Origin of the sequence: Rhodanobacter sp. OR87 (assembly GCF_000473345.1) — a bacterium.
GTDB classification, from domain to species: Bacteria; Pseudomonadota; Gammaproteobacteria; order Xanthomonadales; family Rhodanobacteraceae; genus Rhodanobacter; species Rhodanobacter denitrificans.
The window spans coordinates 61,684-88,469 of the sequence record NZ_AXBJ01000009.1; the positions used below are offsets into that span (position 1 = coordinate 61,684).

A 26,786-nucleotide genomic window follows, 5' to 3' on the forward strand; every position below is an offset into this window, starting at 1 on the left:
GTATTGCTTGCGCGTAGATCCAGATGATCAAAGGCGCCCGGCAGCGAGCATATCTCTTGCTGGTGACGAGAGGTTTTCGCTAACGCTCATGAGCATTGCCACAGCAGGATCTAAAGTGGTGCTAGCAATTCCAGTTGGCGATCTGCTCGCGAAGTTGGAGGTTCCAGCGGCAGTTAGCGAAGCTAGATACACGCCCGGCAACCTTTTGGTTACCGACGATGACGCATACATCGTGATCACTTGGAAGACCGTCGCTGGAATTAACTTGGCGGCGCTCAGCATGAATACGTGGAAGCTTGTCGAGCCCCCCGATGTCTGCGCGTGCTTCGAGAATTGGGAGCTTCTATCTCGCGGCTCAAATGGGGTCGATACATCGCTGCTGAAAGTGGGCGCGTAGCAGCAGAGCAAAAAAGCCCGCTGTAGCGGGCTTGGTGTGGGAGTGAAGCCGAACTAAGGCCAAGGTGACGGCATCATTCCATTGCTTGCCGCATAGAACTCGGACTGCTTTAGACCGGCTTGCCTGGCCATGGAATGCACGAGGTCATGAGAGAAGGGAGCCTTCGGACAGTCGACCGTGACTGTACGCATGTGGCCTCGCGCCACCATCTGATAATGCTCGTGCGAACCATCCTGACGGACTTTACTGAATCCCAGCATCTTCAGGAGTGATTTGACCGCGCGGCAATCTAGCTGCGGTTTGCCTCCCACTCAACAGAGCGCCGGCTGCCGAAACGACATCAGTTCGAACTTTCCGCGATGATCATGACGGCCGCCGTGATGGCGAGGCCGGCCGATGTTGTCAAAGGCGACCGCCGCGCGGACATACCAGTAGCGAAGCTGAATGGCGAGCGGGGCAGGTCGGAACAGCATGTCGCGCTGGTATTGCGGATCCGTTTGCTCCATGGCCAGCTTCAGGTAGCTGTTAATCATCGCTTCGAGCTTTGCTCGTACGTCAGGCAGCGTGTCGGCCTGTACTGCGAGGTTCAAGTCAATACAGAACGCCTGCCATTGCTTCCCGATCTTCTCCGCATAGCATCTGACTTTCCGTTTATTTGACGACATCTCAGACCCCCGTCCGTGACCGGAACTGCTTTCGATAACCGCCTATTCTAGGCTCCGTGCTCGGTTGAATTGTTAAACCTGCTCTAAGTCAAACTTGACAAGGTTTATCTAACGGTTTGGCGAAGAATCTGTCAACAGCGGTCATCACCTCGCCCATCCGAGAATCGGCGCCACCATCCACCATCGCGTAGCCGACGCGGCTGAACGCCAGTCCTCCCAGTTCCCGATTCAGCGCACGCGACCAATCCCCACCTCTTGATACCGTACACCTCACGGCAGGCAGGCTGCCAGCGCGCCCAACTCAACGCCCTTGTCCAGTGATGTACCGGCCACTTCATCCAGGTCGTCGCCAAGGGCTTCGGCGCGGGCGAGGTGTTGATTGATTGACCGTTTGGTCATGCCGGATGCTTCAGCCGTTTCGGCGGCAAAGGCTTTCGGTTGCGGCCGGCCGTGTTTAGCAACAGGTGGGAAATCTTTTCCCACCTGTTCTGGATGCAGTGCTGTCCAGATTTCCGCCCTGCGCTTCACGGCCACCGACCGCTGCGCCGCCGTCAGTGGCGGTAACCATTGCCCGGCATCATCAGCCCCAGCTCCATGACCGGCTCGGCGCGGGTCGCCCCGAAGATCGCCGTGACCACGGACAGCACCAGGTCGTCGTGTGCGCCTTCGCGCGCGCCGAATTGCGCATTACCTGCCGTGCTGAAAGTCACCCGGAAGTCTTGCAGCTCACGCGCTAGCGTTGCGGCATCGGCTAGTTCCGGCTCAATGAGCAGGTCGCCCGAATGCAACAGCGCCTGTATCCGGCTCACCAGTTCCAGCTTGGCGACATGCCAGCCATCGGCGGTGCGCGTGACGGCGGTGCCGGAAGTGATCGTGACGGCGTGCATGCGCTTCATGCGCGTTTCTTTGAACATGTCCCAGGGACCAGCGCCTACGCCGGTCTTGTCGATGTACGTCGCCGCATGATGCGATGCCAGCGGGTCACGGCACAGAAAGCCGAGCACGGTCTTGTGGCTGCCGAGGAGGCGCTCGTGGATAGGGCGGTTCCAGCCGCGCCAGTACCGGGTGAAGGGTGGCGCCATGTTGGTGCAATAGGCGAGAAGCATGAAGTAGGCGAGCTGCAGCAGGCGCGTCCACGGGTCGCTCATGAAGCCTTGCTCCTGGCCCGCTCGCCAGCTTGTTGTGCCGGTGAGGCATCGTTGGCGGAATGCATGAATCGTCGCGTGGCCGTTTCGACCGGCGGGGAGGCCATCGTCGCCGCGATCGGGAACACGGAGAAGGCAGCCGGCAGCAACGCAAGGCCGGGATCGGTCGCCAGCGGCGTCGCGGGAAGAACGACGATGCTGGCGATGTCTGGCAGCGCGCCGACGAGCGACGAGCAAGGCCTTGCTTGGTCGGCTTTGCAACGGGCCACCTGCGCCATGCGACAAGGGATATCCGCATTCGCCCTGTCCACGTTCACGATGGATCAGGCAGGACTCGATCCTTCACGCTGCCGCACGGGTTCCTCGTGAACCCGCTTCGGCACGGCCCGATTGACTGGAATCAACCAGGTTCGCGATGCAGTGTCCACTTGATCGTGGTCAACACCGCTCCCTGCGGGCGTGCGCATGCTGCGGTCGTCGATACCGAAGGCACGAGCGTGGGCAGGCTGGACGGCAGGGCAACTGATGGCGCATGGGGCAGCGGGGCGGCCTGCGCGGCTCGACTGGTGACGGTACATCGCGGCAGTGCAGGGCGGTCCACTGCAACACCGACGCGAGATCGGCGCGTTGCATCCGCCCGGCCACAGGGACGAGCCGGATGAGCTCGCCATTGACGAATCAGAATCCATGACCGGCAGCGAACTGGACATTGATGATGGCCACGCCTGCCGCCGAGGATCCAACCCAACCGAGGAGCCAGCCATGTTCAAGCACATCCTTCTTCCCATCGACGGTTCGGAGCTCTCGTTGCGCGCGGTCAAGCTCGGCCTCGAACTGGCGCAGGCATGCAAGGCGAAGGTCTATGCGCTGCATGTGGTGCCGCCGTTCCACACCATCGCCTACATGGCCGAGATGGTGACTGCCACCGAGGCCACGTACGCGCGGGACGCCGTTGTGCGCGCCGAGCGTTATCTGGCCGAAGTGCAGCAGCTGGCCAAGGCGGCCGGCGTCGAATGCGGCAGCAGCTATATTTTCAATGATCACCCGCATGAGGCGATCCTCGAGACCTCGCGTGCGCAGCACTGCGACCTGGTGGTGATGGCATCGCACGGCTGGCGCGGCGTGACCCGCTTGCTGCTCGGAAGCGAGACCCACAAGACGCTGCTGGAAAGCGAGATTCCAGTGTTGGTATGCCGTTGAGCGCTGGGTGCCGGCGAATCGCGGATCGAAGGGATGCGGCCGGCTCCGGCGAGGGTCGTCCGGTCGCCGCCTGGGCTGTGCCTGGCCATGCCTCACTTCCCCTAAATCACGAACATCACCGCCGCCATCGCGGTGGTGGTCAGCCAGCCGAACAGTTTCAGCGACCACGACGTGGTGAATTCACCCTTGACCTTGCGCTGCGAGCCCATCGGCATCAGCGCGGCCATCAGCGATACCGCGGCCAGGCCGTTGATCACGGCGCTCCAGTACCGCGCCTTTGCCGGGTCGAGTGGGGTGAGGTTGAGTGCGGTGCTGAGCAGGGCGGAGCCGATCAGCACGCTGCAGAAGTAGCGGTAATCCCCTCGCTTGTCGGCCGCAGGCCATAGGTCAATGGCAGGTTGCGGAACCAGGTCGCGACGGCGGTCAAGGCGTCGCTGTCGGCCATGGTGAAGAACAGTGCGTATACCGCTACGGTCAGCGCGAGCATTTGCGGGAATGCGGCGCATCCCTTCGCTGCATTGTGCTCATGGACGATCAGGGTGCCGACGACGAGGCAAATGCCTGCGCACCGTTAGCGGCTGTTTCCGCCGATGACCACGTTGCCGCTGTTCATGGCGCAGACCTTGAACGGCGACGCTTCGTGCCAGGCGACGATGGATCGCGACGTCGTGGAACGGATCGCCAACGACCTGTCACCATGCAGCACGGCCACGGGCGCGTATTGCAAGGCGCGGCAGACCGTGCGCCGAACGCCCCTCAGTGCGCACTTCCCTTGGCCGCAGAGGCTAAGCGTGTCAGAGCCACCTGCAATTTTTTGCGGCGATATGGCGGGCTGGATTTTCGAGTCGCCGACAGCATTGGAGTGACCGGGTCGCCCGTGCAACGGAACGCCCGCAAGAACGGCAAAGCCCACTTCCTGCCTCCAACGTCCCAACTCCTGTCGTGCGAACCCGGGTGGCAAGTACATACGAAGAGACCAGTGTCGGCATGCCCAGGGTGCCGGCGGAGCCGAGCGCGGCGCGGCGTCATGCTTCGCCGCGGTGCGGTGACGAGTGCGCCGAGTGACGAGGCTGTCGCCAACAGGGTGATTTCACGCACGTACTACCAATGGGGGACTTTTTTGGTGGAAAGGGTCGGAGTAGGTTGCGCTGTAGGGGATACAGGGCCAACCAGAAGGGGAGAGAAAATGCCTAACCATGCAGGGGTCAACATCGTGCTTTTGCGCGCAGTGCGCACAGCGCTTGCCGCCGCGGCGCTGGTCGCGTGTTCGGCGCAGGCGCAGGATCCGGGAGCGTCGGACAGCGGGCAGGCCACGGCTAGCCAGGCGACCACGGCGCAGGGACGCAGCAATGCGGCGAAGGCCAAATCGACCACCACCCTGCAGGAAGTCGTGGTGACCGGCACGCACCGGGCCGGCCTGTCGCCGACCGAATCCATTTCGCCGATCGACGCGTTCAGCGGCAGCCAGATCGCGAACCAGCCGTCGGCGGACCTTACCGACGCGCTGACCAATATCGTGCCGTCGCTGACTACCCAGCGCTTTCCCATTGCCGACGGCACGGCGTTCGTGCGGCCGGTGTCGTTGCGCAACCTGTCGCCCGACCAGACCCTGGTGCTGGTCGACGGCGTGCGCTTCCATCGTTCGGCGCTGGTCAACCTGCAGATCGATCCGCTCGGCACCTTCAACCAGGGCGCGCAGGCGGTCGATTTCTCGGTGTTTCCGTCCAACGCGATCGAGCGCGTCGAGGTGCTGCGCGATGGCGCCTCGGTGCTGTACGGATCGGACGCGATCGCCGGCGTGGTCAACGTCATTCTGAAGAAGGCCCCCAAGGGCGTCACGGTCAGCGCGGAGCTGGGCAAGTACGGCAAGGGCGACGGCGACCTGCGGCGCTACGACGCCGACGCCGGGTTCCCGCTCGGCGCCGGAGGCTTCGTGCACGTGAGTGCCGAGCGCGAGACCACCGATCCCACTTCGCGCGGCATTCCGCAGCACAACGCGGCGCTCGTCGCGGCGGCGGTGGGTGCGAACCAGGTGCCGTACAACGGCCTCGGCCAGCGCTGGGGCGACCCGCAGACCAAGTCGAACAAGCTCTTCGTCAACGCCGGCCTGCCGCTGACGGGCGACGTGGAGCTGTACGGCTACGGCAACTTCATGGACAAGAAGGTCCTGTCCAGCTTCTTCTACCGCAACCCGGTATTGCCGGCGCAGTACGGCATCGCCGGCCGCTCGACGCTGGTCAACTACGCCAGCGGCACCCTGACGCCGGCGGATGCGCCGCAGTCGCTGGTGGACAGCATCGTCGCCGGCGGCGGCAATCCGGCGAACTACCTCACGGCCAACGCCGCGAGTTCGAGCGGCTGGGTGCTGCTCAACCCGATCTACACGCAGTTCCCCGGCGGCTACAGCCCGATGTTCGGCGCGGACATCGCCGATCACCAGCTGGTCGGCGGCGTGCGCGGCGGCGGGCAGAGCAACTTCCAGTGGGATGCGCACTACCGCACCGGCAGCAACGAGGTCGACTACCGGCTGCAGGGTTCGATCAACCCGAGCCTGGGCAGCCTTTCACCCACCAGCTTCCACCCCGGCAAGCTGACCCAGCGGGAGCAGGGCGCCGGCGCGGATTTCGTCCGCTCGTTCGACAACTCGCCGCTCACGCTGGCCTTCGGTGCGCAATGGCGCCAGGAGACCTACATCATCCACCAGGGCGACGCCGGTTCGATCGCGGTGGGGCCGACCGCGTCGGTGTTCGGCGTGGGCTCCGATGCCTTCCAGGGCTTTCCGACCAGCGCGGCCGGGCGGTTCACGCAAAACAGCGACTCCGCCTACTTCGACGCCGAGACGAACCTCACCGACAAGTGGTCGGGCGCCGCGGCGGTGCGCTACGAGCATGCGAACGGCTACGGTTCCAAGGTGGTGTACAAGCTTTCCAGCCGCTACGCGTTCACCGACACGTTCGCGCTGCGTGGCACTTATAACACCGGCTTCCGCACGCCGACCCCGGGCCAGGCCAACACGCTGAACATCACCACCACGGCGAATGCCCAGGGCGGCCTGATCCCCAGCGGCACCTATCCGGTGAACAACCCGGTGGCGCGCGCGCTCGGCTCGACACCGCTGCAGACCGAGACGTCGAGGAGCCTGTCCGTCGGCGCCGTGTGGACGCCGCTCGACAACGTCACGACGAGCCTGGACTATTACCGGATCAGGATCGACAACCGCATCGGCCTGGTCAGCAAGACCGTGACCCAGGCCATCGTCGACCAACTCGCCGCCGGTGGCTACCCGAACGCACCATTGCTGCTCGGCAGCGACGCCAGCTATTTCGGCAACGCGTACGGCTCCCATGTCCACGGCATCGACTTCGTGGTCGACACCTGGCACCAACTGGGCAACGGCAGGCTCAACGTCGACTTCCGCTACAACCGCAACACGCAGGACGTGGTCAAGGTCAAGCCGGACACGCTCAACAACGATTTCGTGTACGACCTCGAACACCAGGTGCCGAAGAGCCGGTCGGTGCTCAGCTTCGACTACGGCTTGCACAGGTTCGACGCCATCGCCCGGATCAACCATTACGGCGGCTGGAGCACCACGGTCGGCCTGTTCGGCAGCAACAACCCGCCGGATGATGTGAATTACTACAGCGGCAAGACGCTGCTCGACCTGGAGGCGCGCTACAAGTTCAACGACACCTTCACGGTGGCTGTCGGAGGCAACAACGTCTTCAACACCTACCCTGGCAAGGAGCAGAACGGCACGCTGCAGTTCCTTGGCGTCAAGTACGCGCTCACCTCGCCGTTCGGTTTCAACGGCGCGTTCTGGTACGCGCGCGTGACGGCCAGCTTCTGACCGCCCGCCGCCATGCGGGGCCGTCTCCCCGGGCGTGCCCGGGGAGACGGCCGATTCAGCCGCGGGCCTCTATCTACAGCGTGGGGCAGTCGAGAACGAAGAGGGCGGCCACCGCCACGAGTTGTCCCGTATTGGCAATGCGCCCGTCCGCGCCCGGGCATGGATCGACTACACGCCGTAGTAGCCGCGGTACCAGCTCACGAAGTTGGCGATGCCGGTGCCGATCGGAACCTTCGGGGCGTAGCCGACCGCCCGGATCAGCTCCGACACGTCCGCCTCGGTATCGGGAACGTCGCCCGCCTGCATGGGCAGCATTTCCATTTGCGCCTTGCGCCCCAGGCACTGCTCCAGCACCGCGATGTAGCGCAGCAGTTCCACCGCTTCCGCATTGCCGATGTTGTACAGCCGGTACGGCGCAACCCCGCTGCTGGCCGGATCGGGGGCGTCCCCGTTCCAGTCGCTGTCCTTGCCCGGCAACGTATCCAGTGTGCGGATCACGCCTTCCACGATGTCGTCCACGTAGGTGAAACTGCGTTTGTGCCGGCCGTGGTTGAACACCTTGATCGGCTCGCCGGCCAGGATCGCCCGGGTGAACAGGAACAGCGCCATGTCCGGGCGGCCCCACGGTCCGTAGACGGTAAAGAAGCGCAGCCCTGTGCACGGAATGCCGTACAGATGCGCGTAACTGTGCGCCATCTGCTCGTTGGCCTTCTTGGAGGCGGCGTAGAGGGTGAGCGGGTGTTCGGTGGATTGATGCTCGGAAAACGGCATGGCGGTGTCGGCGCCGTACACCGAACTGGTGGAGGCGAACACCAGATGCTCCACCTCGTGCCGGCGGCAACCTTCCAGCACGTGCAGGAAACCGGTGACGTTGCTGGCCACGTACACGTGCGGGTTTTCGGCCGCATAGCGCACGCCGGCCTGCGCCGCCAGGTTGATCACGCGCCGCGGCTTGTGCGCGGCGAAGGTATTCTCCACCGCCGTGCGGTCGGCCAGGTCGGCATGGACATGCGTATAGCCTGGGTGCGCGATGAAACGCGCCAGCCGGGCCTTCTTCAGGTTGACGTCGTAGTAGTCGTTGAGGTTGTCGAGGCCGATGACCTCATCGCCGCGTTCGAGCAGTTGCAGTGCGACATGCGAGCCGATGAAGCCGGCGGTGCCGGTGACCAGTACTTTCATGGCATGAAGTCCCGCTCAGAGGCGGCCGTCGACCGCTTCGCGCGGCAGCAGGCATTTCACGTCGTACAGCACCGAGGCGGCCTTGCCGAACGCGCGGATGCCGGCCGGGCCCATGCCGACGAACTGCTGGTGGCCGACCGCGATGATCACCGCGTCGTAGCTGCCGGCTTGCGGCTGGGCAAGGGGCTTGATGGCGTATTCGTGCTCGGCTTCGGCGGCGTTGATCCACGGATCGTGGACATCGACCTGGGCGTTGTAGCCGTGCAGCGCCAGCACGATGTCGACCACGCGGGTGTTGCGCAGGTCCGGGCAGTTCTCCTTGAACGCCAGGCCCAGGATCAGCACGCGCGCCTGCACCGGGTTGATGCCCTTGCGCACCATCAGGCGAATCACTTCGCCGGCGATGTACGGTCCCATGCCGTCGTTGGTGCGGCGGCCGGCCAGGATCACGTCCGAATGATGGCCCACCTCCTGCGCCTTGTGCGTGAGGTAGTACGGATCCACGCTGATGCAATGGCCGCCCACCAGGCCCGGGCGGAACGGCAGGAAGTTCCACTTGGTGCCGGCGGCCTCGAGCACTTCCAGCGTGTCAATGCCCAGCTTGTTGAACAGGATGGCCAGGTCGTTGACCAGCGCGATGTTCAGGTCGCGCTGGGTGTTCTCGATGACCTTGGCCGCCTCGGCCACCTTCAGCGAGCTGGCCCGGTACGTGCCGGCGGTGATCACCGAGCTGTACAGGCGATCGACGAAATCGGCCGTTTCCGGCGTGGAGCCCGACGTGACCTTGCGAATGCCGGTGACGCGATGCTGCTTGTCGCCCGGGTTGATCCGTTCGGGACTGTAGCCGGCGAAGAAATCGCGGTTGTAGACCAGGCCAGAACCTTTTTCGAGGATCGGGACGCACACTTCTTCCGTGCAACCGGGATACACGGTGGATTCGTACACCACCACGTCGCCGGGCTTGAGCACCTTGGCCAGGGTTTCGCTGGCCTTGATCAGCGGCGTCAGGTCCGGGCGCTTGGCGAGATCGATCGGCGTGGGCACGGTGACGATGTAGGTGTCGCGGTCCCGCAGGTCGTCCAGCTCCGCACTGAAGCGCAGGCGCGTGGCCGCGGCCAGTTCGGCGGTGTCCACTTCCAGCGTGTTGTCGCGACCGGCAACCAGCTCATCGATCCTGGCCTTCTTGATGTCGAAGCCGACGGTGTCGTAGTGCTTGCCGAACTCCACGGCGAGCGGCAGGCCGACGTAGCCCAGGCCCACGATGGCGAGCTTGGTGTTCTCCATGTTCCGCATTCGGTCACCTCAACATGCTTTGAGTGGACAGTCTTATGCGCGTGCAGCCCCGGCAGTCGCAGACTGCGGCCGGTCGCCTCCGCGTGTCAATGTTCGGGCGGGCTGCCAATTGTCCGGAAAGCAATGGGCATGTGCGCTGTGTGCCGGTGGCCCACGTTGCCGACCACCAGGGCATAGCTGCCGTTCTTGCCGGCGATCTGCAGCAGCGGCTGGTCCAGCAGGGTCGCGCTGCATGGGGTCCCTGATGAGGGTCATGGGGATGCTCGACTCGTAGGGATGGGAGTCACAGGTAGGGCTCCCAGCTGCTGACACCCTGCGTGATTATCTCGTGAACATGTTCGAAGACAGTCCGTTGCTGGCGATAGGGATCGGGAATGTCATTCCCGTGCAGCCATTTGTCGAGCAGGTAAACCTTGTCGCGGACCTCGGGGGCGAGCCGAATCATTGCGGCTACATGGTTCTTTTCCATGCCCAGTACCAAATCGGCCTGGCGCAGGATGGTAGGTGTCAGCTGATGCGCGCGATGCATCGTGCCGTCGATGCCGTTTTCGGCAAGCAATTGCAAGGCAGTCGCATCCATCGGGCTGCCGACGAGCGCACCGAGCCCGGCGCTGCTGAATTCGATGCCGCGCGTCGCCATGCGCTGTCGAAACAGGTATTCAGCCATAGGGCTGCGGCAAATGTTGCCCACGCAGACGATCAGTATCCGTTTGTACACGGTGCCGACTTGCTCCCGGGGTCCAAGCCAGCTGGCGTCGATCAAGGACGCAAGAGATAGCGAGATCGGCCCTCTGTCTGTTTTTGGAGAAGGTCTTTTATAGCAGGTGCCCATGGCATTTCTGCCGGAGCCAGGTCATGTAACTTGTGATGATTAAGTCAATAACCGAGCCGTGAGTGACGGTGGCTTGCCTTATCTCGATTATCCCGTTCTTGCAGTCTCGGAGGTTTTCGAGGCGTCGTTGAAATACCAAAGATTACCAGCGCTGCGAGTCATGCAAATGTGAATGTGAATGTGAAAGCGATTTTCACGCCAGTTTGCCTTGGCCGTGAAGTTGGCCGGGTGAATGTTGGCCGAGTTTGAGTCTTTGTCGAATTGACGCTGCCAGGCGGGAGTCGATCCGATCAGTGGCGGTGTGCGGGTGCGTCACGAAAAATTTTGCGCATCGTGAACGCGCCGCTGGAGCGCATTGCCGGCAAGCACGCCACGTGTCCATGCCGCCGGTGCGGATACCGGACGTCTTTGCTGCAGCGCAGGCACCGTCGATCCACAAGCGCAGCGGCTGCCGGCGTGCCGTCCGGGCCGAGCGCGGGTTTCCGCGGTCCATGAAGGAGTACCGTTCATGAACAACAGCGTCCTCGTCACCGGCGGTGCCGGTTACATCGGCAGCCATGTCGTGCAGCAGCTGGTCGCACGTGGCGAGCGCGTTGTCGTCATCGACAATCTGAGTACCGGGTTTCGCGACGCGGTGCGTGGTGCCGAACTGGTGGTCGGCAATGTTGGTGATCGCGCCCTGGTTGCCCGCGTGCTGGGCAGGCATCGGGTCGATGCGGTGCTGCATTTCGCCGCGCATACGGTGGTGCCCGAATCGCTGGGCGACCCGCTCAAGTATTACGGCAACAACACCTGCAACACGCAAAGCCTGCTCGCCTGTTGCGCGGAGGCTGGCGTGGAGCGGTTCATCTTTTCCTCCACCGCTGCGGTCTACGGCGTGACCGAGAACGGCATGGCCGACGAGGACACGCCCACCCGGCCGATCAACCCGTACGGCGCGTCCAAGCTCATGTCCGAGACCATGCTGCGCGATCTTTGCGCCACCGGAGCGATGCGGCACGTGACCCTGCGCTACTTCAACGTTGCCGGTTGCGATCCGCTGGGCCGCATCGGGCATTCGACGCCGCACTCGACGCTGCTGATCAAGGTTGCCTGCGAGCATGCGGTCGGCAAGCGCGCCAGCGTATCGGTCTTCGGCAGCGACTACGACACGCCGGACGGCACCGGTATCCGCGACTACATCCATGTCGAGGATCTGGCCGCAGCCCACTTGCAGGCACTCGACCACCTGCGCGATGGCGGCGAATCACTGACCCTCAATTGCGGCTACGGCCACGGCTACAGCGTGCGCGAAGTCATCGACGCAGTGCAACGTGCCGACGGCCACCCGCTGACGGTGATCGAATTGCCGCGTCGCGCCGGCGATACGCCGATGCTGGTGGCGCACAGCGACCGGCTCAAGCAGCGACTCGATTGGCGGCCTCGGTACGACGACCTGGATGTCATCGTGGGCACGGCACTGCTGTGGGAACGAAAGCTCGCACGGCAGCCAGTAACGCTGGCGGACAGGGCATGAACCTCGGGGAGGAGGCCTTTCTCCCGTTGTTCATCCCTCTCCACTCGCTCGTCGCTCCTATGCCATCGTGACCGATTTGGCCAGGTTGCGCGGCTGGTCGACGTCGGTGCCGTGCCGCGCAGCACGGTGACGTGGTCGGCGAGCAGCTGCAGCGGCACGGTGAACGCGGTCGGCGCGATGAGGCTGCCGCCGGATTGCACGCGCAGCATGATGCCGTTGCCGGCCATGTCGTCCATGCCCGGGCGGCGGCCTCGGCAAACACGATCAGGCGGCCGCCGCGGGCGCGCACTTCCTGCAGGTTCGACTTCAGCTTGTCCAGCAGTGGGCCGTTCGGCGACGCCGGATACTGCACGCCGCAGCCGAGGAACAGCGCATGCTGGTGCTGGGTGAATTCGCCAGCCAGTTCGATGATCGCCGGCTCCATCTGCAGCGCTTCCTCGATCGCGCGGCAAGTACTGCAGCTCGGCGCACAGCGCCGCATAACGGTCATTGTTGCCGCCGTGGCACCGGCCGGCAGACAGATGCAGGATCACCGGGATGCCGGGCGCCTCGGGTTCCAACGGCGGACTGAAAGCTTCGGCGGCGTCGCCAGCGGCGAATTTCGGACAGGCCCTACTTCCCCCATGTCACGAACATCCCCACCACCGCTGCCCCCATCGCCGCCGTGGCCAGCCAACCGAACAGTTTCAACGGCCAGGGCATGGTGAAGTCGCCCATGACCTTGCGCTGCGAACCCATCAGCATCATCGCGACCATCAGTGGCACGGCGGCCACGCCGTTGATCACCGCGCTCCAGTACAGCGCCTTGATCGGGTCGAGCGGGGTGAGGTTGAGCGCGATGCCGAGCAGGGCGGAGCCGATCAGCACACCGTAGAAGAAGCGGGCTTCGTGCGGCTTGTGTTCGAGTCCGCTGCGCCGACCGAACGCGCCCGCGGCGGCGTAGGCGGTGGCACCGGCCAGCACCGGCACGGCGAGCAGGCCGGTGCCGATGATGCCGGCGGCGAACAGCGCGAAGGCCAGATCACCGGCCAGCGGTCGCAGCGCTTCGGCGGCCTGGGCCGAGGACTGGATGTCGGTCTTGCCGTGCGCATGCAGCACCACGGCGGCGGTGAGGATGATGAAGAACGCGATCAGGTTGGAGAAGATCATGCCCACCGTGGTATCGATGCCGATCCGGCGCAGCGCGCTTGGTGCCTGTTGCGGCGCGTCCTGCAGCGGCTTGCGCCGCTTGCTCGTCTCGATCTCCTCCACTTCCTCGGAGGCCTGCCAGCAAAACAGATAAGGGCTGATGGTGGTGCCGAGCAGGGCGACCAGGCCCATGGCGTAGGCCGCGTCCCAACGGATCGGCGGCAGCACGATGCTCCTGAGCACCGCGCGCCACGGCACGTCGATCACCAGCGCGGTAGCCACGTAGGCGAACAGGCTGAGCGTGAGCAGCTTCAGGATCGGTGCGTAGCGGGTGAACGGGATGAACACCTGCAGCAGCAGCGACAGCCCGGCGAACAGCGCGGCGTAGAGCAGGGCCGGCCCGCCGATCAGCAGCTTCAGCGCCGCGCCCATGGCGCCGATGTCGGCCGCCAGGTTGATCACGTTGGCGATGAAAACCAGCATCAGCAGCGCGTAAACCAGCGTGCGCGGGTAATACCGGCGCATGCCGTCCATCAGGCCATGGCCGGTGACGCGGCCGATGCCGGCGCTGATCGCCTGGATCGCGATCATCAGCGGCATGGTCACCAGCGCCGCCCACAGCATGCCGTAGCCGAATGCCGCGCCCACCTGCGAGTAGGTGGCGATGCCGCTCGGGTCGTCGTCGGCCGCGCCGGTGATCAGGCCGGCGCCGAGGTCTTTCCAGGGCGGGGTTTCCGGGCCGCCGTCTTCGGTGTTTTCGCGTACGGCCATGGGGTTTCCGCTGGGTGATCCTGTCCGGCACTGCGGCAGGGTATCTGTCCGGATGATGGAACCGTCGAACCGTGTGTGTGACGAGGTGTCGCAGCGAATTTCACAAGCCGCGGTGTACATAGTGCACCGAGCCGTATCTTCGCATTCACGAGGCTGCCCGATCATGACTACCGATGCCTTCGCCCACCAGCCGCTCGACCCCGATCAGCTGCGCGGCATCGACGCCTGGTGGCGCGCCGCGAACTACCTCTCGGTCGGGCAGATCTACCTGCGCGCCAATCCGCTGCTGAAGGAGCCGCTGGCGCTGGCCCACGTCAAGCACATGCTGCTGGGCCACTGGGGCACCACGCCGGGGCAGAACTTCATCTATGCGCACCTGAACCGGGCGATCCGGCAGTACGACCTGGACATGATCTACCTCTCCGGTCCCGGCCATGGCGGTCCCGTGGTGGTGGCGAACGCGTACCTGGACGGCACCTACAGCGAGGTCTACCCGGACATCAGCCAGGACGAGGCGGGGCTGCAGCGGCTGTTCAAGCAGTTCTCGTTTCCCGGCGGCATCCCCAGCCACGCCTCGCCGGAATGTCCCGGTTCGCTGCACGAGGGCGGCGAACTCGGCTACTCGCTAAGCCACGCGTTCGGCGCGGTGTTCGACAACCCCGGGTTGATCGCCGCCTGCGTCGTCGGCGACGGCGAGGCCGAGACCGGGCCGCTGGCCACGGCCTGGCATTCGAACAAGTTCCTCGACCCAGTCGGCGACGGCGCGGTGCTGCCGATCCTGCACCTGAACGGCTACAAGATCGCCAACCCCACCCTGCTGGCGCGGATCGGTCGCGACGAGCTGGAACAGCTGCTGCGCGGCTACGGCTGGACGCCGTATTTCGTTTCGGGCAGCGAACCGGCGGCGATGCACCAGGCGATGGCGGCGACGCTGGACGCGGTGGTGGCGCAGATCCGGCAGATCCAGCGCGGCGCGCGCGAGCAAGGCGTCGCTACGCGGCCACGCTGGCCGATGATCGTGCTCGATTCGCCCAAGGGCTGGACCGGGCCGAAACTGGTGGACGGCAAGCCGAACGAGGACACCTTCCGCGCGCACCAGGTGCCGTTGTCGATCTCCGCCAGCAGTCCGCCGGAGCACCTGCAGCAGCTCGAAGCGTGGCTGCGCAGCTACCGGCCGGACGAGTTGTTCGATGCGCACGGCCGGCTGCGGCCGGAGCTGGCCGCGCTGGCGCCCGCCGGCACGCGTCGGATGAGCGCGAACCCGCACAGCAACGGCGGCCTGCTGCTGCGCGACCTGCGCCTGCCGGACTTCCGCGACTACGCGCTCGCGGTGCCGCAGCCCGGCGTGCGCGGCAGCGGCGACGCGCGCGCGCTGGGGCCGTTCCTGCGCGACGTGATCCGCCTGAACGAGCCGTCGCGCAACTTCCGCGTGTTCGGCCCGGACGAGACGGTGTCGAACGGCCTCGGCGCGGTGTTCGAGGCCACCAACCGCCAGTGGCAGGCCGCACTGAAGCCGAACGACGAATTCCTCGCGGCGCACGGCCGGGTGGTCGAGATGCTCAGCGAGCATCAGTGCGAAGGCTGGCTGGAAGGCTATCTGCTGACCGGCCGGCACGGCCTGTTCAACTGCTACGAGGCGTTCATCCACATCGTCGACTCGATGTTCAACCAGCATGCCAAGTGGCTGAAGATGACCGCGGCGATCCCGTGGCGGCGTCCGCTCGCCTCGCTGAACTACCTGCTGGCCTCGCATGTGTGGCGGCAGGACCACAACGGCTTCACCCATCAGGACCCCGGCTTCATCGACCACGTGGTCAACAAGAAGGCCAGCATCGTGCGGGTATACCTGCCGCCGGACGCGAACTGCCTGCTGTCGGTGATCGATCACTGCCTGCGCAGCCGGCACTACGTCAACGTGGTGGTCGCCGGCAAGCATCCCGCGCCGCAATGGCTGGCGATGGACGCGGCGCAGCGGCACTGCAGCCAGGGCATCGGCATCTGGCCGTGGGCCAGCAGCGACCAGCACGGCGAACCGGACGTGGTGATGGCCTGTGCCGGCGACGTGCCCACGCTGGAGACGCTGGCGGCGGTGTCGGTATTGCGCCGCTACCTGCCGGAGCTGAAAGTGCGCGTGGTCAACGTGGTCGACCTGATGAAGCTGCAGTCGCCCAGCGAACATCCGCACGGCCTGGACGACGACGATTTCGACCAGCTGTTCACCCGCGACAGGCCGGTGATCTTCGCGTTCCACGGCTACCCCAGCCTGATCCACCGGCTGACCTACCGGCGCACCAACCACGACAACCTGCACGTGCACGGCTACAAGGAGGAGGGCACCATCACCACCGCGTTCGACATGACCGTGCTGAACGCGCTGGACCGCTTCCACCTGGTGATCGACGTGGTCAACCGCGTGCCGCAGGCGGGCGAGCGCGGCATCTACCTCAAGCAGAAGCTGCTGGACAAGCTGATCGAGCACAAGCAGTACATCGACGAGAACGGCGAGGATCTGCCGGAAATCCGGAACTGGGTGTGGGACGCGCCGGAGGCCGGCATGCTGGCCTAGCGTCAGTGACGGATGAGCGTCGCCGCAGCCGTCGCGGCCACCCATTCCTCGTTGGCGGCTTCCACCACCACCTTCACCCGGCTGGCTGCGCTGGAAATGACCGGCTCGTGGGCGGCATTCGCGGCCGGGTCGATCGCCACGCCGAGGAAACCCAGGCCGGCGCACACGCGCTCGCGGATCACCGCCTGGTGCTCGCCGATGCCGGCGGTGAAGACCAGCATGTCCAGCCCGTCCAGCGTGGCCGTCAGCGCGCCCACTTCGCGCACAATGCTGCGCACGTACAGCGCCAGCGCCTCGCGCACCGGTTCTTCGCCTTCGCGCGGCAGCAGCTCGCGCGGGTCGGCGGAAACCCCGGAGACGCCGAGCAGGCCGGACTCGTGGTACAGCATGCGGCCCACGCGTTCGAGCGACAGCTTGCGAATCTCCATCAGGTAGATCACCGCGCCGGGATCCAGCGCACCGCAGCGCGTGCCCATCATCAGCCCGTCCAGCGCCGAGAAGCCCATCGTGGTGGCGACGCTTTGCAGGTTGCGCATCGCGCACAGGCTGGCGCCGCTGCCCAGGTGCGCCACGATGGTGCGGCCGCGTGCGGCGTCGCCATAGCGCTCGCCCAGCACCTGCGCCTGGTACGCGTAGGACAAGCCGTGGAAACCGTAGCGGCGCAGGCCTTGCTCCCAGGCCGAGCGCGGCAGCGGAAGCATCTTCTCGACGATCGGCATGCTCTGGTGGAATGCGGTGTCGAAACAGGCCACCTGCGGCAGCTGCGGCAGTTCGTCCAGCAGCGCGCCGATCGCTTCCAGCGCGAACGGCTGGTGCAGCGGCGCCAGCGGGATGTAGCTTTTCAGGTCGGCCAGCACCGCGGCATCGACCCGCACCGGTTCGAAATATTTGCTGCCGCCGTGCACCACGCGGTGCGCGATCGCCACGATGCGGCGGCCCTGCAACCGCGCCACGATGCGCTGGCGCAGATAAGTCAGCGCGGCATGGTAGGGGTGCTCGCAGCCCAGCGCCAGCGTCTCGGCCGCGGCGCCGCTTTCGCTGAACACCGGGGCATCGCCGGTGATGCCCTCGACCTTGCCGCCCCAGGCGGGCGTGCGCGCCAACGGCGGCCCGCCCGCGTCGAACAGCGCGAACTTGATGCTGGACGAGCCGCAGTTCAGCACCAGGATCAGCGCGTTGCCGCCGCGGTCGTTCATGGCGGGCTGAGCCGGTAATGGTGGGCCACCAGTGAGGCGAGCGCGCACGAGGCGATGCGCGATTCGCGCGAGTCGGCGCGGCTGGTCAGCACGATCGGCACGCGCGCGCCCATCACCACCGCCGCGCTGGCGGCGCCGCCCAGGTACTCCAGCTGCTTCGCCAGCATGTTGCCGCTTTCCAGGTCGGGCACCAGCAGGATGTCGGCCAGGCCGGCCACGTCCGAGACGATGCCCTTGATCCGCGCGGCGGCGGCGGAGATCGCGTTGTCGAAGGCCAGTGGCCCGTCCAGCACGGCGCCGGCGATCTGGCCGCGGTCGGCCATCTTGCACAGCGCGGCGGCGTCGAGCGTGGTCTGCATGCGCGGGTTGACCGTCTCCACCGCGGCGAGGATCGCCACGCGCGGCACGGCCACGCCCACGATGTGCGCCAGGTCGATCGCGTTGCGCACGATGTCGGCCTTCTCTTCCAGCGTCGGTGCGATGTTGATCGCCCCGTCGGTGATGATGAACGGCCGCGGGTATGCCGGGCTGTGCATCAGGTAGCAATGCGAGATGCGCCGCGCCGTGCGCAGGCCGGCGGCGGAAGCCACCACGGCCGCCATCAGTTCGTCGGTGTGCAGGCTGCCCTTCATCAGCGCGTCGACGCGGCCGCCGGCGGCCAGCTCGGCCGCGCGCGCGGCGGCGGCATGGCTGTGCGGCACGTCCTCGATGGCAATGCCGGAAAGATCGAGCCCGGCCTGGCGCGCCACTTCCGCGAGTTTCGCCTGCGGCGCCACCAGCACCGGTTCGATCAGACCGGCCGCATGCGCGTCCAGCGCGGCGGCGAGGCTGGTTTCGTCGCAGGGGTGCACCACCGCGACGCGGATCGCGCCCAGCGACCGGGCGCGGGCCGCCAGTGGCCGGCCGGCGCCGTCGGGCAGGCGCACTTCCGGCAGGCGGGTGCGGGCGTATTCGATGCGCTCGCCGGGGGCGGTCACGTCGACCGTACCGTCGATCGCCAGCACGCCGTGCTGGTTCGTGCAGCGACAGGCGAAGCGGATGCGCCGGGTCGCCGCGTCCCGCGCGATCGCCTGCACCTGCACCGCCAGCGTGTCGCCGATGCGCACCGACGCGTGGAAACGCAGCGCCTGCTCCAGGCAGGCGGTGCCGGCGCCGGGCAGGCGCGTGCCCAGCACGGCGGAGATCAGCGCCGCGCCCCACATGCCGTGGCCGATCACGCCGTGGAAGCCGGACGAGGCGACGGACGCCGGGTCCAGCCGCTGCGGATCGCTGTCGCCGTAGAGGGTCGCCAGCAGTTGCACGTCCTCGGCGGTCAGCGTGCGCTCGATCGTCGCGCTGTCGCCGATGGCAATCTCATCGAACGTGCGGTTGCGGATCAACGGCGCGGCGGTGTCGGGCGTGGTCTCGTCCATGCTTGGGTTCCGGTCGGTGCCGGCGGCGCCGGTGCGGACAGCGTAGCGCCGCCGGCCCCGGTGCGTCGAAGTGGCATTCAGCCGCGCACGTCGGGTACCTCGATCTGCCTGCCGCCGGCGTTGCGCTTCAGCAGCCAGGCCAGGACCGGCGGCGTCACCATCGCGGTGAGCAGCGACATCGCCACGATGATGGCGTAGATGCGGTTGTCGAACACGCCGGCGGCGAGGCCCAGGGTGGCGACCACGATGCCGACTTCGCCGCGCGGCACCATGCCGAAGCCGATGATGGTGGCGCTGCGCCGGCCCAGCGACAGCGAGCCCAGCCAGCCGCCGATGAACTTGGAGACGATCGCGATCGCGGTGACCACGGCGAGCATCCACAGTGCCTCGGCGCTGGCCAGTTCGTGCAGGTCGACCTTGCTGCCGGTGACCACGAAGAAGAACGGGGTGAGCAGGGCCAGCAATGGCTGGGTCTGTTTTTCCAGGGTGTGCTGCTGGCGGGTTTCCGAGGCGATCATGCCGGCCAAGAACGCGCCGATGATCGCGGCCAGGCCGAACCGGGTGGACAGCCAGGCCAGCCCCAGGCACAGCGCCAGCACGATCATCAGCGGCGAATGCGGACCCAGCGGCTTGTCCAACCAGGCGGAGTTCCAGCGCATCACCCGCGCACCGCCCCAGCCGATCACCGCGATGAAGCCGACCGCGCCGGCCAGCACCACCAGCAGGTGCGTGGCGTCGATGCTGCCGCCGCCCTGCAGCGACACCACCACGCCGAGCAGCAGCATGGCGAGGACGTCGTCGATCACCGCGGCGCCCAGGATCACCTTGCTCTCTACGCGCTGCAGCGCGCCCAGTTCCTGCAGCACGCGCGCGGTGATGCCGGCCGAGGTGGCCACGAAGGCCGCCGCGACGAACAGCGAGCGGCTCCAGTCGAAGCCGTTGCCGTGGGCCCACACGCTGCCCATGCCGAACGGCACCAGCACGCCGACCACGCCGACCACGAACGCCACCTTGCCGACCTTCTTCAGGTCTTCCAGCCGCGTTTCCAGGCCCACCGCGAACAGCAGCAGGATCACGCCGATCTCGGCCAGCACGTCGAGCGGGGTGCCGGTGGCGATCTGCTCCGGGGTGATCCAGCCCAGCAGGGACGGGCCGATCGCGCAGCCGGCGGCGATCTGGCCGACCACGCCGGGCAGCTTCAGCCGTTGCGCGATCTCGCCGCCGATCTGGGCGGCGACGAACACGACGAACAGGGTGAACAGGATCTCGCTGGCGTGGTGCATGCGACGCGTGCCCGGAACTTCGACAAAGACTGCATGCTACATGCAGCCTCCCGCGTCATGCAGCGCCGGATAGCGGGTGATGATCGCGCCGCAGCCGGCTGAACACGCGGCTGGCCACCGCGGTGATCGCCGCCAGCATGATCATCGTCCAACGGAATGCCACCACGTAATCTTCATGGGCGTGGCCTTGCAGCATTGCTTCCATCAGCAAGGTGGACAGTGCGATGCCGAAGCTCATCGCGAGGTATTGCACGGTCGAGGCCATCGACGAGGCCATCGAGGCGTGCTTGATGTCGAGGTCGGTGTAGATCAGCGTGTTCATGGTGGTGTATTGCAGGCCAGCGAAGGCGCCGTAGGCGAACGTCAGCAACGCGATCACCCACACCGGCGAGCCCGGGCCGAGCAGGGCGAACGCGGCCAGCAGAGCGGCCACGATCAGCGTGTTGCCCAGCAGCAGGCGGCGGTAGCCGTAGTGCACCAGGGCGCGGTTGACCGCCCACTTCGCGATGATCGAACCGAGCGCCTGCGGCACCATCATCAGGCCGGCCATCAGCGGCGACCAGCCGCAACCGACCTGCAGGAACAGCACCAGCAGCAGGAACATGCCGGAAATGCCGAGCCGGGTGAACAGCCCGCCGGCCAGCGACACCCACACGCTGCGCACTCGCAGCAGCTGCAGGTCCGCCACCGGATACGGGGTGCGCCGGCTGTGCCACACGTAGATCGTGCCCAGCAGCACGGCAACCAGCGCGTACAGGCCCATCCGCAGCCATGGCACCGGCGCGCTGCCAGCCAGCTCCGAGGCGGTGAGCAGCAGGGCCGAGGCGGCAGCGAACAACAGGAAGCCGGACAGGTCGAAGCGGTTCGCGCGATCGAGCCGGTAGTCGGGCATGTCGCGTTTGTTCATCCACACGCCGGCGATCGCCACCGGCACATTGATCAGGAAGATCAGCCGCCACGAAGTGAACTCGACGATGGCGCCGCCCAGCAGCGGCCCCAGCACCGAGCCGAGCAGGCCGAACGTGGCCACCGTGCTCATCGCCCGCACGAACTCGCGCCTGTCGATGCTGCGCACCAGCACGTAGCGGCCCACCGGCATCAGCGCGGCGCCGCCGATGCCTTGCACCACACGCGCGGCGACCAGTTGCGGCAGCGTCTGCGCCATGCCGCACAGCAGCGAGCCCAGGCCGAACACCACGATCGCCGCGCCGAATACCCGCCGCGTGCCGAAGCGGTCGCACAGCCACGGGCTGGCCGGGATCAGGATCGCCAGGGTCAGCACGTAGCTGGTCAGCGCGGTGCGCATGCCCAGCGGGGTCACCGCCAGTGCCTCGGCCATCGCCGGCACCGCGGTATTGACTACGGTGGAATCCAGCGCCTGCATGAAGAATGCGGCGGCCACCAGCCACAGCAGCCCGCGGAAGCGCTCGCGCGTGGACATCTCGCGCGAATCGGCCGCTTCCGTCGCCGGCATGCCGGCGTCGGGGGCGACTGCGTGGGGATCCGCGGCGGTATGGGGAACCATCCGCGGCATGGTAACTGCTGTGACAGCTTGCTTTTCGCCGGCGGTATACGCACAGTGGGCCTTGTTTCATCTGCCAGTCATGCCCAGATAGGCATCGAGGCCATCAACAACCACACGCGCCGGGGCGGCCTTCGTTCCGGCGTGTGCTTTTGTGCGGCAGGAGCCGCGAGTATCAGGAAAAGCCATGAGCAAGCCACCGATCACTGTTTCCCGCATCGACATGGAACGCATCGAAGCGTTGCTGGAACGCCTGCCGGCCGCCGAGGCCGACAGGCTCGATGCGCTGCGCGCGGAGCTTGATCGCGCCGACGTGGTCGAGCCGGCGGCCATGCCGGAGCACATCGTGACGATGAACTCCACCGTCACCTTCGAGGACGAGAGCAACCGCGAGAAGCTGACCCTGACCCTGGTGTATCCGGCGGCTGCCGGGACGCCCGGCACGGTGTCGATCCTGGCGCCGGTGGGCAGCGCGCTGCTCGGCCTGGCGCAGGGCCAGCAGATCGACTGGCCCACGCCGGACGGCCGCAAGCGCCGGCTGAAGGTGCTGGAGATCGCCTACCAGCCGGAAGCGGCGGGGCACTTCCACCGCTGATCCGCAGCGCGCGCCGGTGTCGTTAAACTGCGGGGAGATCCGAAGGAGACCCGCATGACCGAACGCCTGGCCCCGGCCGAGACTGTCGCCCACGCCGCCGCGCTGCGGGCGCAGATCGAGCAGGCCAACTACCGCTACCACGTGCTCGACGACCCGGAGATCACCGACGCCGAGTACGACCGGCTGATGCGCGAACTCGAGGCACTGGAGGCCGAGCATCCCGCGCTGGCCTCGCCCGATTCGCCGACCCGCAAGGTCGGCGCGCGCGCGCAGGGCGGTTTCGCCGAGGTCCGCCACGCGATCCCAATGCTGTCGCTGGGCAATGCGTTCGAGCAGGACGGCGAGTCGGATCGCGAACGCTTCCGCGAAGTGGCCGAATTCGAACGCCGCATCGAGCAGACGCTGAAGCGGCGCGAGCCGGTATTTTCGGTCGAGCCCAAGCTCGACGGCCTGGCGATCAGCCTGCGCTACGAGCACGGCGTGTTCGTGCAGGGCGCCACCCGCGGCGACGGCGAGACCGGCGAGGACGTGACCGCGAACCTGCGCACGGTGCGGGCGATCCCATTGCGCTTGCGCAATGGGAAAAATCAGGATGAATCGCTGCGCCTGCGCAGCACGGGCTGGCCCGACGTGCTGGAAGTGCGCGGCGAAGTGATCATGCTGCACAAGGATTTCGAGGCGTTCAACGCATACGCCCGCAAGCATGGCGAGAAGCCGCTGGCGAACCCGCGCAACGGCGCAGCCGGTTCGCTGCGCCAGCTCGACCCGGCGGTCACCGCGAAGCGGCGGCTGAGTTTCTTCGCCTATGCGATCGGTGCGGTCGAGGGCGGCGAGCTGCCGCCGACCCATTCGGCCACGCTGCGGCAGCTGCGCGAGTGGGGCTTTCCGGTGTCGCCGGAGGTGGACACGGCGCACGGCTTCGACGGCCTGATCGCCTACTACCGCCGCATCGGTGCCAAGCGCGACAGCCTGCCGTACGACATCGACGGCGTGGTCTACAAGCTGGACGACTACGCCGGCCAGCGCGAGATGGGCTTCGTCTCCCGTGCGCCGCGCTGGGCGATCGCGCACAAGTTCCCGGCGCAGGAGCAGATCACCACGGTCGAGGCGATCGAGATCCAGATCGGCCGCACCGGCGCGGCCACGCCGGTGGCACGGCTGGCGCCGGTGCAGGTGGCCGGCGTCACCGTCACCAACGCCACGCTGCACAACGCCGACCAGGTCGCGCGGCTGGATGTGCGCGTGGGCGACACGGTGATCGTGCGTCGCGCCGGCGACGTGATCCCGGAAGTGGTGCGCGTGATGCCCGAACTGCGGCCGCCGCATACGCGTCCCTGGCACATGCCTGCGCACTGCCCGGTATGCGGCTCCGAACTGCTGCGCGAGGAGGGCGCCGCGGCGTGGCGCTGCTCCGGCGGGCTGATCTGTGCGGCGCAGCGCAAGGAGGCGCTGATCCACTTCGCCTCGCGCCGCGCGATGGATATCGAAGGCCTGGGCGAGCGCTTCGCCGAGGCGCTGGTGGAACTGGACATCGTGCATTCGCCAGCCGACCTGTACGGCCTGGGCGTGGACGATTTCGTCGAGATGAAGCGGCGCATCGACGAGCGTGACGGCACCACGCCGGAGACTGTCAAGGCCGGCAAGGTGGCGACCAAATGGGCGGAAAACCTGGTGGCCGGGATCGAGGCCAGCCGGCACACCACGCTGGCGCGCTTCCTGTTTGCGCTGGGCATCATGCACATCGGCGAAAGCACGGCGAAGACGCTGGCCGCGTGGCTGGGCCGGCTGGAGTTCGTGCGCAGCACGCCGGCGGCGGTGCTGCGCGTGCTGCCGGACATCGGCAGCGAAGTGGCCACCTCGATCGCCGGCTTCTTCGCGCAGGCGGGCAACGAGCAGGTGGTCGATGCGCTGCTCGAAGCCGGCATCACGTTCAGCGACGAGGGCACGCCGTCGCCGCAGTTGCGTGCGCGGCTGGACTTCGGCGTGTTGCTGGGTATGGCCAACATCAACAAGCTCGGCCCCAAGAGCTGCGCGCTGCTGTCGCAACACTTCTCCACACTCGACCAGTTGCTGGCCGGCGGATCGGCGCACTGGATCACTGCCGGCGTGCCGCAGGCGGCGACGACCAGCCTGGAACATCATCTGGCCGACCCGGCCGCGTTGGCCGCGCTGCGCGAGGCCGAGGCGGCGATGCAGCGCCTGCTTGCAGCCATCCCGCACACGGCGAAAGCGGCGACGGCGCCGCTGGAAGGGCAGACCTTCGTGCTCACCGGCACGCTGGCCTCGCTCGGCCGCGACGAAGCGAAGGACCGGCTCGAAGCGCTGGGCGCCAAGGTGTCCGGCTCGGTATCGAAGAAGACCAGCGTGGTGGTCGCCGGCGAGGCGGCCGGCTCCAAGCTGGACAAGGCGCAGGAGCTGGGCGTGCCGGTGTGGGACGAGGCGCAGCTGCTGGCGCTGCTGGGCAAGCACGAGGCCGGCTGATGGGCATCGGATCCTTCGCCGCGCTGCGGTTGCGTGCGCAGCTGTACGCACTGATCCGTGCGTATTTCGCCGAACGCCAGGTGCTGGAAGTGGAGACGCCGGTGCTTTCCGCGGCCGGCAATACCGAGCCGAACATCGAGAGCTTCAGCACCACGTTCAGCGGTCACGTCGACGCCGGCGCGCGCGAGCGCTGGCTGCGCACCTCGCCGGAGTATCCGCTGAAGCGGCTGCTGGCCGCCGGCATCGGCGACTGCTACGAGCTGGGGCGGGTGTTCCGCAATGGCGAGGCGGGCGGCCGGCACAACCCCGAGTTCACCATGCTGGAGTGGTATCGGGTCGGCTGGGATCATCGCCGGCTGATGCAGGAAACCGTCGCCCTGGTCGAGGCCGCGCTGGCGATGGTCGGGCGGCGCGCCGGGCTGGTGGTGACGAGCTACCGGCAGTTGTTCCTGGACGAGCTGGGCATCGACCCGGTGCATGCCGCCATCGATGAGCTGCATGCGCCGCTGGCCGAGTTCGGCGTCGATCCGGCGGGCCTCGGCCACGACGACTGGCTGGACCTGCTGATCACGCACAGGCTGCAACCGGCGTTCCCGCGCGACCGCATCACGGTGATCCACGACTATCCGGCCAGCCAGTGCGCGCTGGCCAGGATACGCCCCGGCGAGCCGCCGCTGGCCGAGCGTTTCGAGCTGTACCTGGGCCGTTACGAGCTGGCCAACGGCTACCACGAGTTGAACGACGCGGCCGAGCAGCGTGCGCGTTTCGAGCGCGACAATGCGCGGCGGCGCGAACGCAGCCTGCGCGAGATCCCGCTCGACGAAAACCTGCTCGGCGTGCTCGACGCGCTGCCCGATTGCGCCGGCGTGGCGCTGGGCGTGGAGCGCCTGCTGATGTGCCTGGCCGACACCGATGCGATCGCCGACGTGCTGGCGTTTCCCTTTTCCGAGGCCTGAGGCATGGCCTCGCCGGCTGGCGAGGCCACGGTGGCTCAATCGCGGCTTTCCAGCAGGTAGCGATAGATCAGTCCACCCAGGATGCCGCCGACGATCGGCATTGCCCAGAAAAACCACAGCTGCTCCACGGCCCAGCCGCCTTGGAACAGGGCCACGGCGGTGGAGCGCGCCGGGTTCACCGAAGTGTTGGTGACCGGGATGCTGATCAGGTGGATCAGAGTCAGCGCGAGGCCGATCGCGATGCCGGCGAAGCCCACCGGCGCGCTCCGGTGGGTGGCGCCCATGATGATGAAGAGAAAGAAGCCGGTCATCACGATCTCGCACACCATGGCCGCACCCATCGCATAGCCGCCCGGCGAGTGCGCGCCGTAGCCGTTCGAGGCAAAGCCGCCGGCGGCGGCGTCGAAGCCCGGCTTGCCGGAGGCGATGGCGTACAGCACCGCGCCGGCCACCAGGCCGCCGACCACCTGCGCCACGATGTACGGGAGCACTTCCTTCAGCGGGAAGCGGCCGCCGGCGGCGAGGCCGCAGGTCACCGCCGGGTTGATGTGGCAGCCGGAGATGTGGCCGATCGCGTAGCACATCGTCAGCAGGGTGAGGCCGAAGGCCAGCGCCACGCCGGCGAAGCCGATACCCAGCTCGGGGAATCCCGCGGCCAGCACGGCGCTGCCGCAGCCTCCAAGCACCAACCAGAACGTGCCGAAGCATTCGGCGGCCATGCGTTTGCCCAGATTCATCGAAGGCTCCTCCCCGATGGCGTGAATGGACTCGTGCGCCGCAGCAGGGCGGCACATGCCGG

The 26,786-nt window shown here is 66.8% G+C and carries 25 protein-coding genes; 9 read left to right on the top strand and 16 right to left on the bottom strand.

Annotated features, from left to right (window positions below):
* Positions 1-88: 88 nt before the first annotated feature.
* Positions 89-397: a hypothetical protein gene (locus tag RHOOR87_RS20375; RefSeq protein WP_155950939.1), complete on the top strand. Its 309-nt coding sequence runs from the start codon at positions 89-91 to the stop codon at positions 395-397.
* A 53-nt stretch (positions 398-450) separates the two neighbouring features.
* On the opposite strand, the gene RHOOR87_RS19835 is transcribed toward RHOOR87_RS20375, so the two are convergent.
* From RHOOR87_RS19835 to RHOOR87_RS0110030, 5 genes are all read right to left on the bottom strand, one after another.
* Positions 451-708, bottom strand: a complete 258-nt coding sequence (locus tag RHOOR87_RS19835; RefSeq protein WP_081700000.1) for a type II toxin-antitoxin system HicA family toxin — start codon at positions 706-708, stop codon at positions 451-453.
* Complete coding sequence (locus RHOOR87_RS19160) at positions 709-1,062, bottom strand: hypothetical protein (protein ID WP_015447943.1); 354 nt, start codon at positions 1,060-1,062, stop codon at positions 709-711.
* A gap of 270 nt (positions 1,063-1,332) precedes the next feature.
* The gene (locus RHOOR87_RS20380; RefSeq protein WP_155950940.1) at positions 1,333-1,596 is read right to left on the bottom strand and encodes a hypothetical protein; all 264 of its coding nucleotides are present in this window, start codon (positions 1,594-1,596) and stop codon (positions 1,333-1,335) included.
* Between the two features lie 17 nt (positions 1,597-1,613).
* On the bottom strand, positions 1,614-2,210 hold the full coding sequence (locus RHOOR87_RS0110025; RefSeq protein WP_027484935.1) for a hypothetical protein: 597 nt from the start codon (positions 2,208-2,210) through the stop codon (positions 1,614-1,616).
* Positions 2,207-2,485 carry a hypothetical protein gene (locus tag RHOOR87_RS0110030; protein WP_027484936.1) on the bottom strand — a complete coding sequence of 93 codons (279 nt, stop codon included), beginning with the start codon at positions 2,483-2,485 and terminating at the stop codon, positions 2,207-2,209. Before RHOOR87_RS0110030 ends, RHOOR87_RS0110025 begins: the two co-directional genes overlap by 4 nt.
* A 484-nt stretch (positions 2,486-2,969) precedes the next feature.
* Between RHOOR87_RS0110030 and RHOOR87_RS0110035 the strand changes: the two genes are divergently transcribed.
* Entirely contained in the window at positions 2,970-3,407 is a 438-nt protein-coding gene (locus RHOOR87_RS0110035) for a universal stress protein (protein WP_027484937.1), read from the top strand.
* 101 nt (positions 3,408-3,508) lie between these two features.
* Here the strand turns inward: RHOOR87_RS0110035 and RHOOR87_RS0110040 are convergent, their stop codons facing one another.
* Together RHOOR87_RS0110040 and RHOOR87_RS20625 are read right to left on the bottom strand one after the other, a co-directional pair.
* Positions 3,509-3,745, bottom strand: a complete 237-nt coding sequence (locus RHOOR87_RS0110040) for a hypothetical protein (RefSeq protein WP_007508149.1) — start codon at positions 3,743-3,745, stop codon at positions 3,509-3,511.
* Positions 3,739-3,894, bottom strand: a complete 156-nt coding sequence (locus RHOOR87_RS20625) for a hypothetical protein (protein ID WP_162129405.1) — start codon at positions 3,892-3,894, stop codon at positions 3,739-3,741. Before RHOOR87_RS20625 ends, RHOOR87_RS0110040 begins: the two co-directional genes overlap by 7 nt.
* A gap of 103 nt (positions 3,895-3,997) precedes the next feature.
* On the opposite strand from RHOOR87_RS20625, the gene RHOOR87_RS20385 reads away from it, so the two are divergent.
* The gene (locus RHOOR87_RS20385) at positions 3,998-4,273 is read left to right on the top strand and encodes a hypothetical protein (protein WP_155950197.1); all 276 of its coding nucleotides are present in this window, start codon (positions 3,998-4,000) and stop codon (positions 4,271-4,273) included.
* Positions 4,274-4,593: 320 nt separating this feature from the next.
* Complete coding sequence (locus tag RHOOR87_RS0110055) at positions 4,594-7,257, top strand: TonB-dependent receptor (protein ID WP_027484938.1); 2,664 nt, start codon at positions 4,594-4,596, stop codon at positions 7,255-7,257.
* 168 nt (positions 7,258-7,425) lie between these two features.
* Here the strand turns inward: RHOOR87_RS0110055 and RHOOR87_RS0110060 are convergent, their stop codons facing one another.
* The 3 genes from RHOOR87_RS0110060 to RHOOR87_RS0110070 form a co-directional block, all read right to left on the bottom strand.
* Positions 7,426-8,436, bottom strand: coding sequence for an NAD-dependent epimerase (locus RHOOR87_RS0110060; RefSeq protein WP_027484939.1), 1,011 nt, complete (start codon positions 8,434-8,436; stop codon positions 7,426-7,428).
* 15 nt (positions 8,437-8,451) lie between these two features.
* Positions 8,452-9,729, bottom strand: coding sequence for a Vi polysaccharide biosynthesis UDP-N-acetylglucosamine C-6 dehydrogenase TviB (gene tviB / locus RHOOR87_RS0110065; RefSeq protein ID WP_027484940.1), 1,278 nt, complete (start codon positions 9,727-9,729; stop codon positions 8,452-8,454).
* A 283-nt stretch (positions 9,730-10,012) separates the two neighbouring features.
* A complete protein-coding gene (locus tag RHOOR87_RS0110070) occupies positions 10,013-10,447 on the bottom strand; it encodes a low molecular weight protein-tyrosine-phosphatase (protein ID WP_027484941.1) in 435 nt (144 codons plus the stop codon).
* Between the two features lie 622 nt (positions 10,448-11,069).
* Here RHOOR87_RS0110070 and galE point away from each other — a divergent pair.
* Positions 11,070-12,077, top strand: coding sequence for a UDP-glucose 4-epimerase GalE (gene galE / locus RHOOR87_RS0110075; RefSeq protein WP_027484942.1), 1,008 nt, complete (start codon positions 11,070-11,072; stop codon positions 12,075-12,077).
* Positions 12,078-12,689: 612 nt separating this feature from the next.
* Here the strand turns inward: galE and RHOOR87_RS0110080 are convergent.
* Positions 12,690-13,976: a divalent metal cation transporter gene (locus tag RHOOR87_RS0110080; RefSeq protein ID WP_027484943.1), complete on the bottom strand. Its 1,287-nt coding sequence runs from the start codon at positions 13,974-13,976 to the stop codon at positions 12,690-12,692.
* A 163-nt stretch (positions 13,977-14,139) separates the two neighbouring features.
* On the opposite strand from RHOOR87_RS0110080, the gene RHOOR87_RS0110085 reads away from it, so the two are divergent.
* A complete protein-coding gene (locus RHOOR87_RS0110085; protein WP_027484944.1) occupies positions 14,140-16,542 on the top strand; it encodes a phosphoketolase family protein in 2,403 nt (800 codons plus the stop codon).
* Positions 16,543-16,544: 2 nt separating this feature from the next.
* On the opposite strand, the gene RHOOR87_RS0110090 is transcribed toward RHOOR87_RS0110085, so the two are convergent.
* The 4 genes from RHOOR87_RS0110090 to RHOOR87_RS0110105 all read right to left on the bottom strand — a co-directional run bounded on the left by RHOOR87_RS0110090 (position 16,545) and on the right by RHOOR87_RS0110105 (position 21,907).
* The gene (locus RHOOR87_RS0110090) at positions 16,545-17,738 is read right to left on the bottom strand and encodes an acetate/propionate family kinase (protein WP_027484945.1); all 1,194 of its coding nucleotides are present in this window, start codon (positions 17,736-17,738) and stop codon (positions 16,545-16,547) included.
* The gene (locus tag RHOOR87_RS0110095) at positions 17,735-19,150 is read right to left on the bottom strand and encodes a bifunctional enoyl-CoA hydratase/phosphate acetyltransferase (protein ID WP_027484946.1); all 1,416 of its coding nucleotides are present in this window, start codon (positions 19,148-19,150) and stop codon (positions 17,735-17,737) included. Before RHOOR87_RS0110095 ends, RHOOR87_RS0110090 begins: the two co-directional genes overlap by 4 nt.
* Positions 19,151-19,227: 77 nt before the next feature.
* Positions 19,228-20,433 carry a cation:proton antiporter gene (locus RHOOR87_RS0110100; RefSeq protein ID WP_027484947.1) on the bottom strand — a complete coding sequence of 402 codons (1,206 nt, stop codon included), beginning with the start codon at positions 20,431-20,433 and terminating at the stop codon, positions 19,228-19,230.
* 55 nt (positions 20,434-20,488) lie between these two features.
* Entirely contained in the window at positions 20,489-21,907 is a 1,419-nt protein-coding gene (locus RHOOR87_RS0110105) for an MFS transporter (protein WP_043795476.1), read from the bottom strand.
* Between the two features lie 235 nt (positions 21,908-22,142).
* Between RHOOR87_RS0110105 and rnk the strand changes: the two genes are divergently transcribed.
* From rnk to epmA, 3 genes are read left to right on the top strand one after another with little or no spacing between them, the layout of a single operon-like run.
* On the top strand, positions 22,143-22,550 hold the full coding sequence (rnk, locus tag RHOOR87_RS0110110; RefSeq protein ID WP_007508176.1) for a nucleoside diphosphate kinase regulator: 408 nt from the start codon (positions 22,143-22,145) through the stop codon (positions 22,548-22,550).
* A 54-nt stretch (positions 22,551-22,604) separates the two neighbouring features.
* Positions 22,605-25,031, top strand: a complete 2,427-nt coding sequence (ligA, locus tag RHOOR87_RS0110115; protein WP_027484949.1) for an NAD-dependent DNA ligase LigA — start codon at positions 22,605-22,607, stop codon at positions 25,029-25,031.
* Positions 25,031-25,987 carry an EF-P lysine aminoacylase EpmA gene (gene epmA, locus RHOOR87_RS0110120; RefSeq protein ID WP_027484950.1) on the top strand — a complete coding sequence of 319 codons (957 nt, stop codon included), beginning with the start codon at positions 25,031-25,033 and terminating at the stop codon, positions 25,985-25,987. Before ligA ends, epmA begins: the two co-directional genes overlap by 1 nt.
* A 35-nt stretch (positions 25,988-26,022) precedes the next feature.
* Here epmA and aqpZ read toward each other — a convergent pair whose 3' ends face one another.
* Positions 26,023-26,724 carry an aquaporin Z gene (gene aqpZ, locus RHOOR87_RS0110125; protein WP_081700001.1) on the bottom strand — a complete coding sequence of 234 codons (702 nt, stop codon included), beginning with the start codon at positions 26,722-26,724 and terminating at the stop codon, positions 26,023-26,025.
* Positions 26,725-26,786 lie beyond the last annotated feature (62 nt).

Bases quoted from the DNA above. Each gene is read 5' to 3' on its own strand.
- RHOOR87_RS0110030 (WP_027484936.1), bottom strand. From the start codon at position 2,485: ATGGCGCAGGTGGCCCGTTGCAAAGCCGACCAAGCAAGGCCTTGCTCG.
- RHOOR87_RS20385 (WP_155950197.1), top strand. From the start codon at position 3,998: ATGACCACGTTGCCGCTGTTCATGGCGCAGACCTTGAACGGCGACGCT.
- RHOOR87_RS0110025 (WP_027484935.1), bottom strand. From the start codon at position 2,210: ATGAGCGACCCGTGGACGCGCCTGCTGCAGCTCGCCTACTTCATGCTT.
- rnk (WP_007508176.1), top strand. From the start codon at position 22,143: ATGAGCAAGCCACCGATCACTGTTTCCCGCATCGACATGGAACGCATC.
- RHOOR87_RS0110100 (WP_027484947.1), bottom strand. From the start codon at position 20,433: ATGCACCACGCCAGCGAGATCCTGTTCACCCTGTTCGTCGTGTTCGTC.
- RHOOR87_RS0110055 (WP_027484938.1), top strand. From the start codon at position 4,594: ATGCCTAACCATGCAGGGGTCAACATCGTGCTTTTGCGCGCAGTGCGC.
- RHOOR87_RS20375 (WP_155950939.1), top strand. From the start codon at position 89: ATGAGCATTGCCACAGCAGGATCTAAAGTGGTGCTAGCAATTCCAGTT.
- RHOOR87_RS19160 (WP_015447943.1), bottom strand. From the start codon at position 1,062: ATGTCGTCAAATAAACGGAAAGTCAGATGCTATGCGGAGAAGATCGGG.
- RHOOR87_RS0110105 (WP_043795476.1), bottom strand. From the start codon at position 21,907: ATGCCGGCGACGGAAGCGGCCGATTCGCGCGAGATGTCCACGCGCGAG.
- galE (WP_027484942.1), top strand. From the start codon at position 11,070: ATGAACAACAGCGTCCTCGTCACCGGCGGTGCCGGTTACATCGGCAGC.
- aqpZ (WP_081700001.1), bottom strand. From the start codon at position 26,724: ATGAATCTGGGCAAACGCATGGCCGCCGAATGCTTCGGCACGTTCTGG.
- RHOOR87_RS0110080 (WP_027484943.1), bottom strand. From the start codon at position 13,976: ATGGCCGTACGCGAAAACACCGAAGACGGCGGCCCGGAAACCCCGCCC.
- RHOOR87_RS0110090 (WP_027484945.1), bottom strand. From the start codon at position 17,738: ATGAACGACCGCGGCGGCAACGCGCTGATCCTGGTGCTGAACTGCGGC.
- RHOOR87_RS0110095 (WP_027484946.1), bottom strand. From the start codon at position 19,150: ATGGACGAGACCACGCCCGACACCGCCGCGCCGTTGATCCGCAACCGC.
- tviB (WP_027484940.1), bottom strand. From the start codon at position 9,729: ATGCGGAACATGGAGAACACCAAGCTCGCCATCGTGGGCCTGGGCTAC.
- ligA (WP_027484949.1), top strand. From the start codon at position 22,605: ATGACCGAACGCCTGGCCCCGGCCGAGACTGTCGCCCACGCCGCCGCG.
- RHOOR87_RS0110085 (WP_027484944.1), top strand. From the start codon at position 14,140: ATGACTACCGATGCCTTCGCCCACCAGCCGCTCGACCCCGATCAGCTG.
- RHOOR87_RS20625 (WP_162129405.1), bottom strand. From the start codon at position 3,894: ATGCTCGCGCTGACCGTAGCGGTATACGCACTGTTCTTCACCATGGCC.
- RHOOR87_RS0110060 (WP_027484939.1), bottom strand. From the start codon at position 8,436: ATGAAAGTACTGGTCACCGGCACCGCCGGCTTCATCGGCTCGCATGTC.
- epmA (WP_027484950.1), top strand. From the start codon at position 25,031: ATGGGCATCGGATCCTTCGCCGCGCTGCGGTTGCGTGCGCAGCTGTAC.
- RHOOR87_RS0110035 (WP_027484937.1), top strand. From the start codon at position 2,970: ATGTTCAAGCACATCCTTCTTCCCATCGACGGTTCGGAGCTCTCGTTG.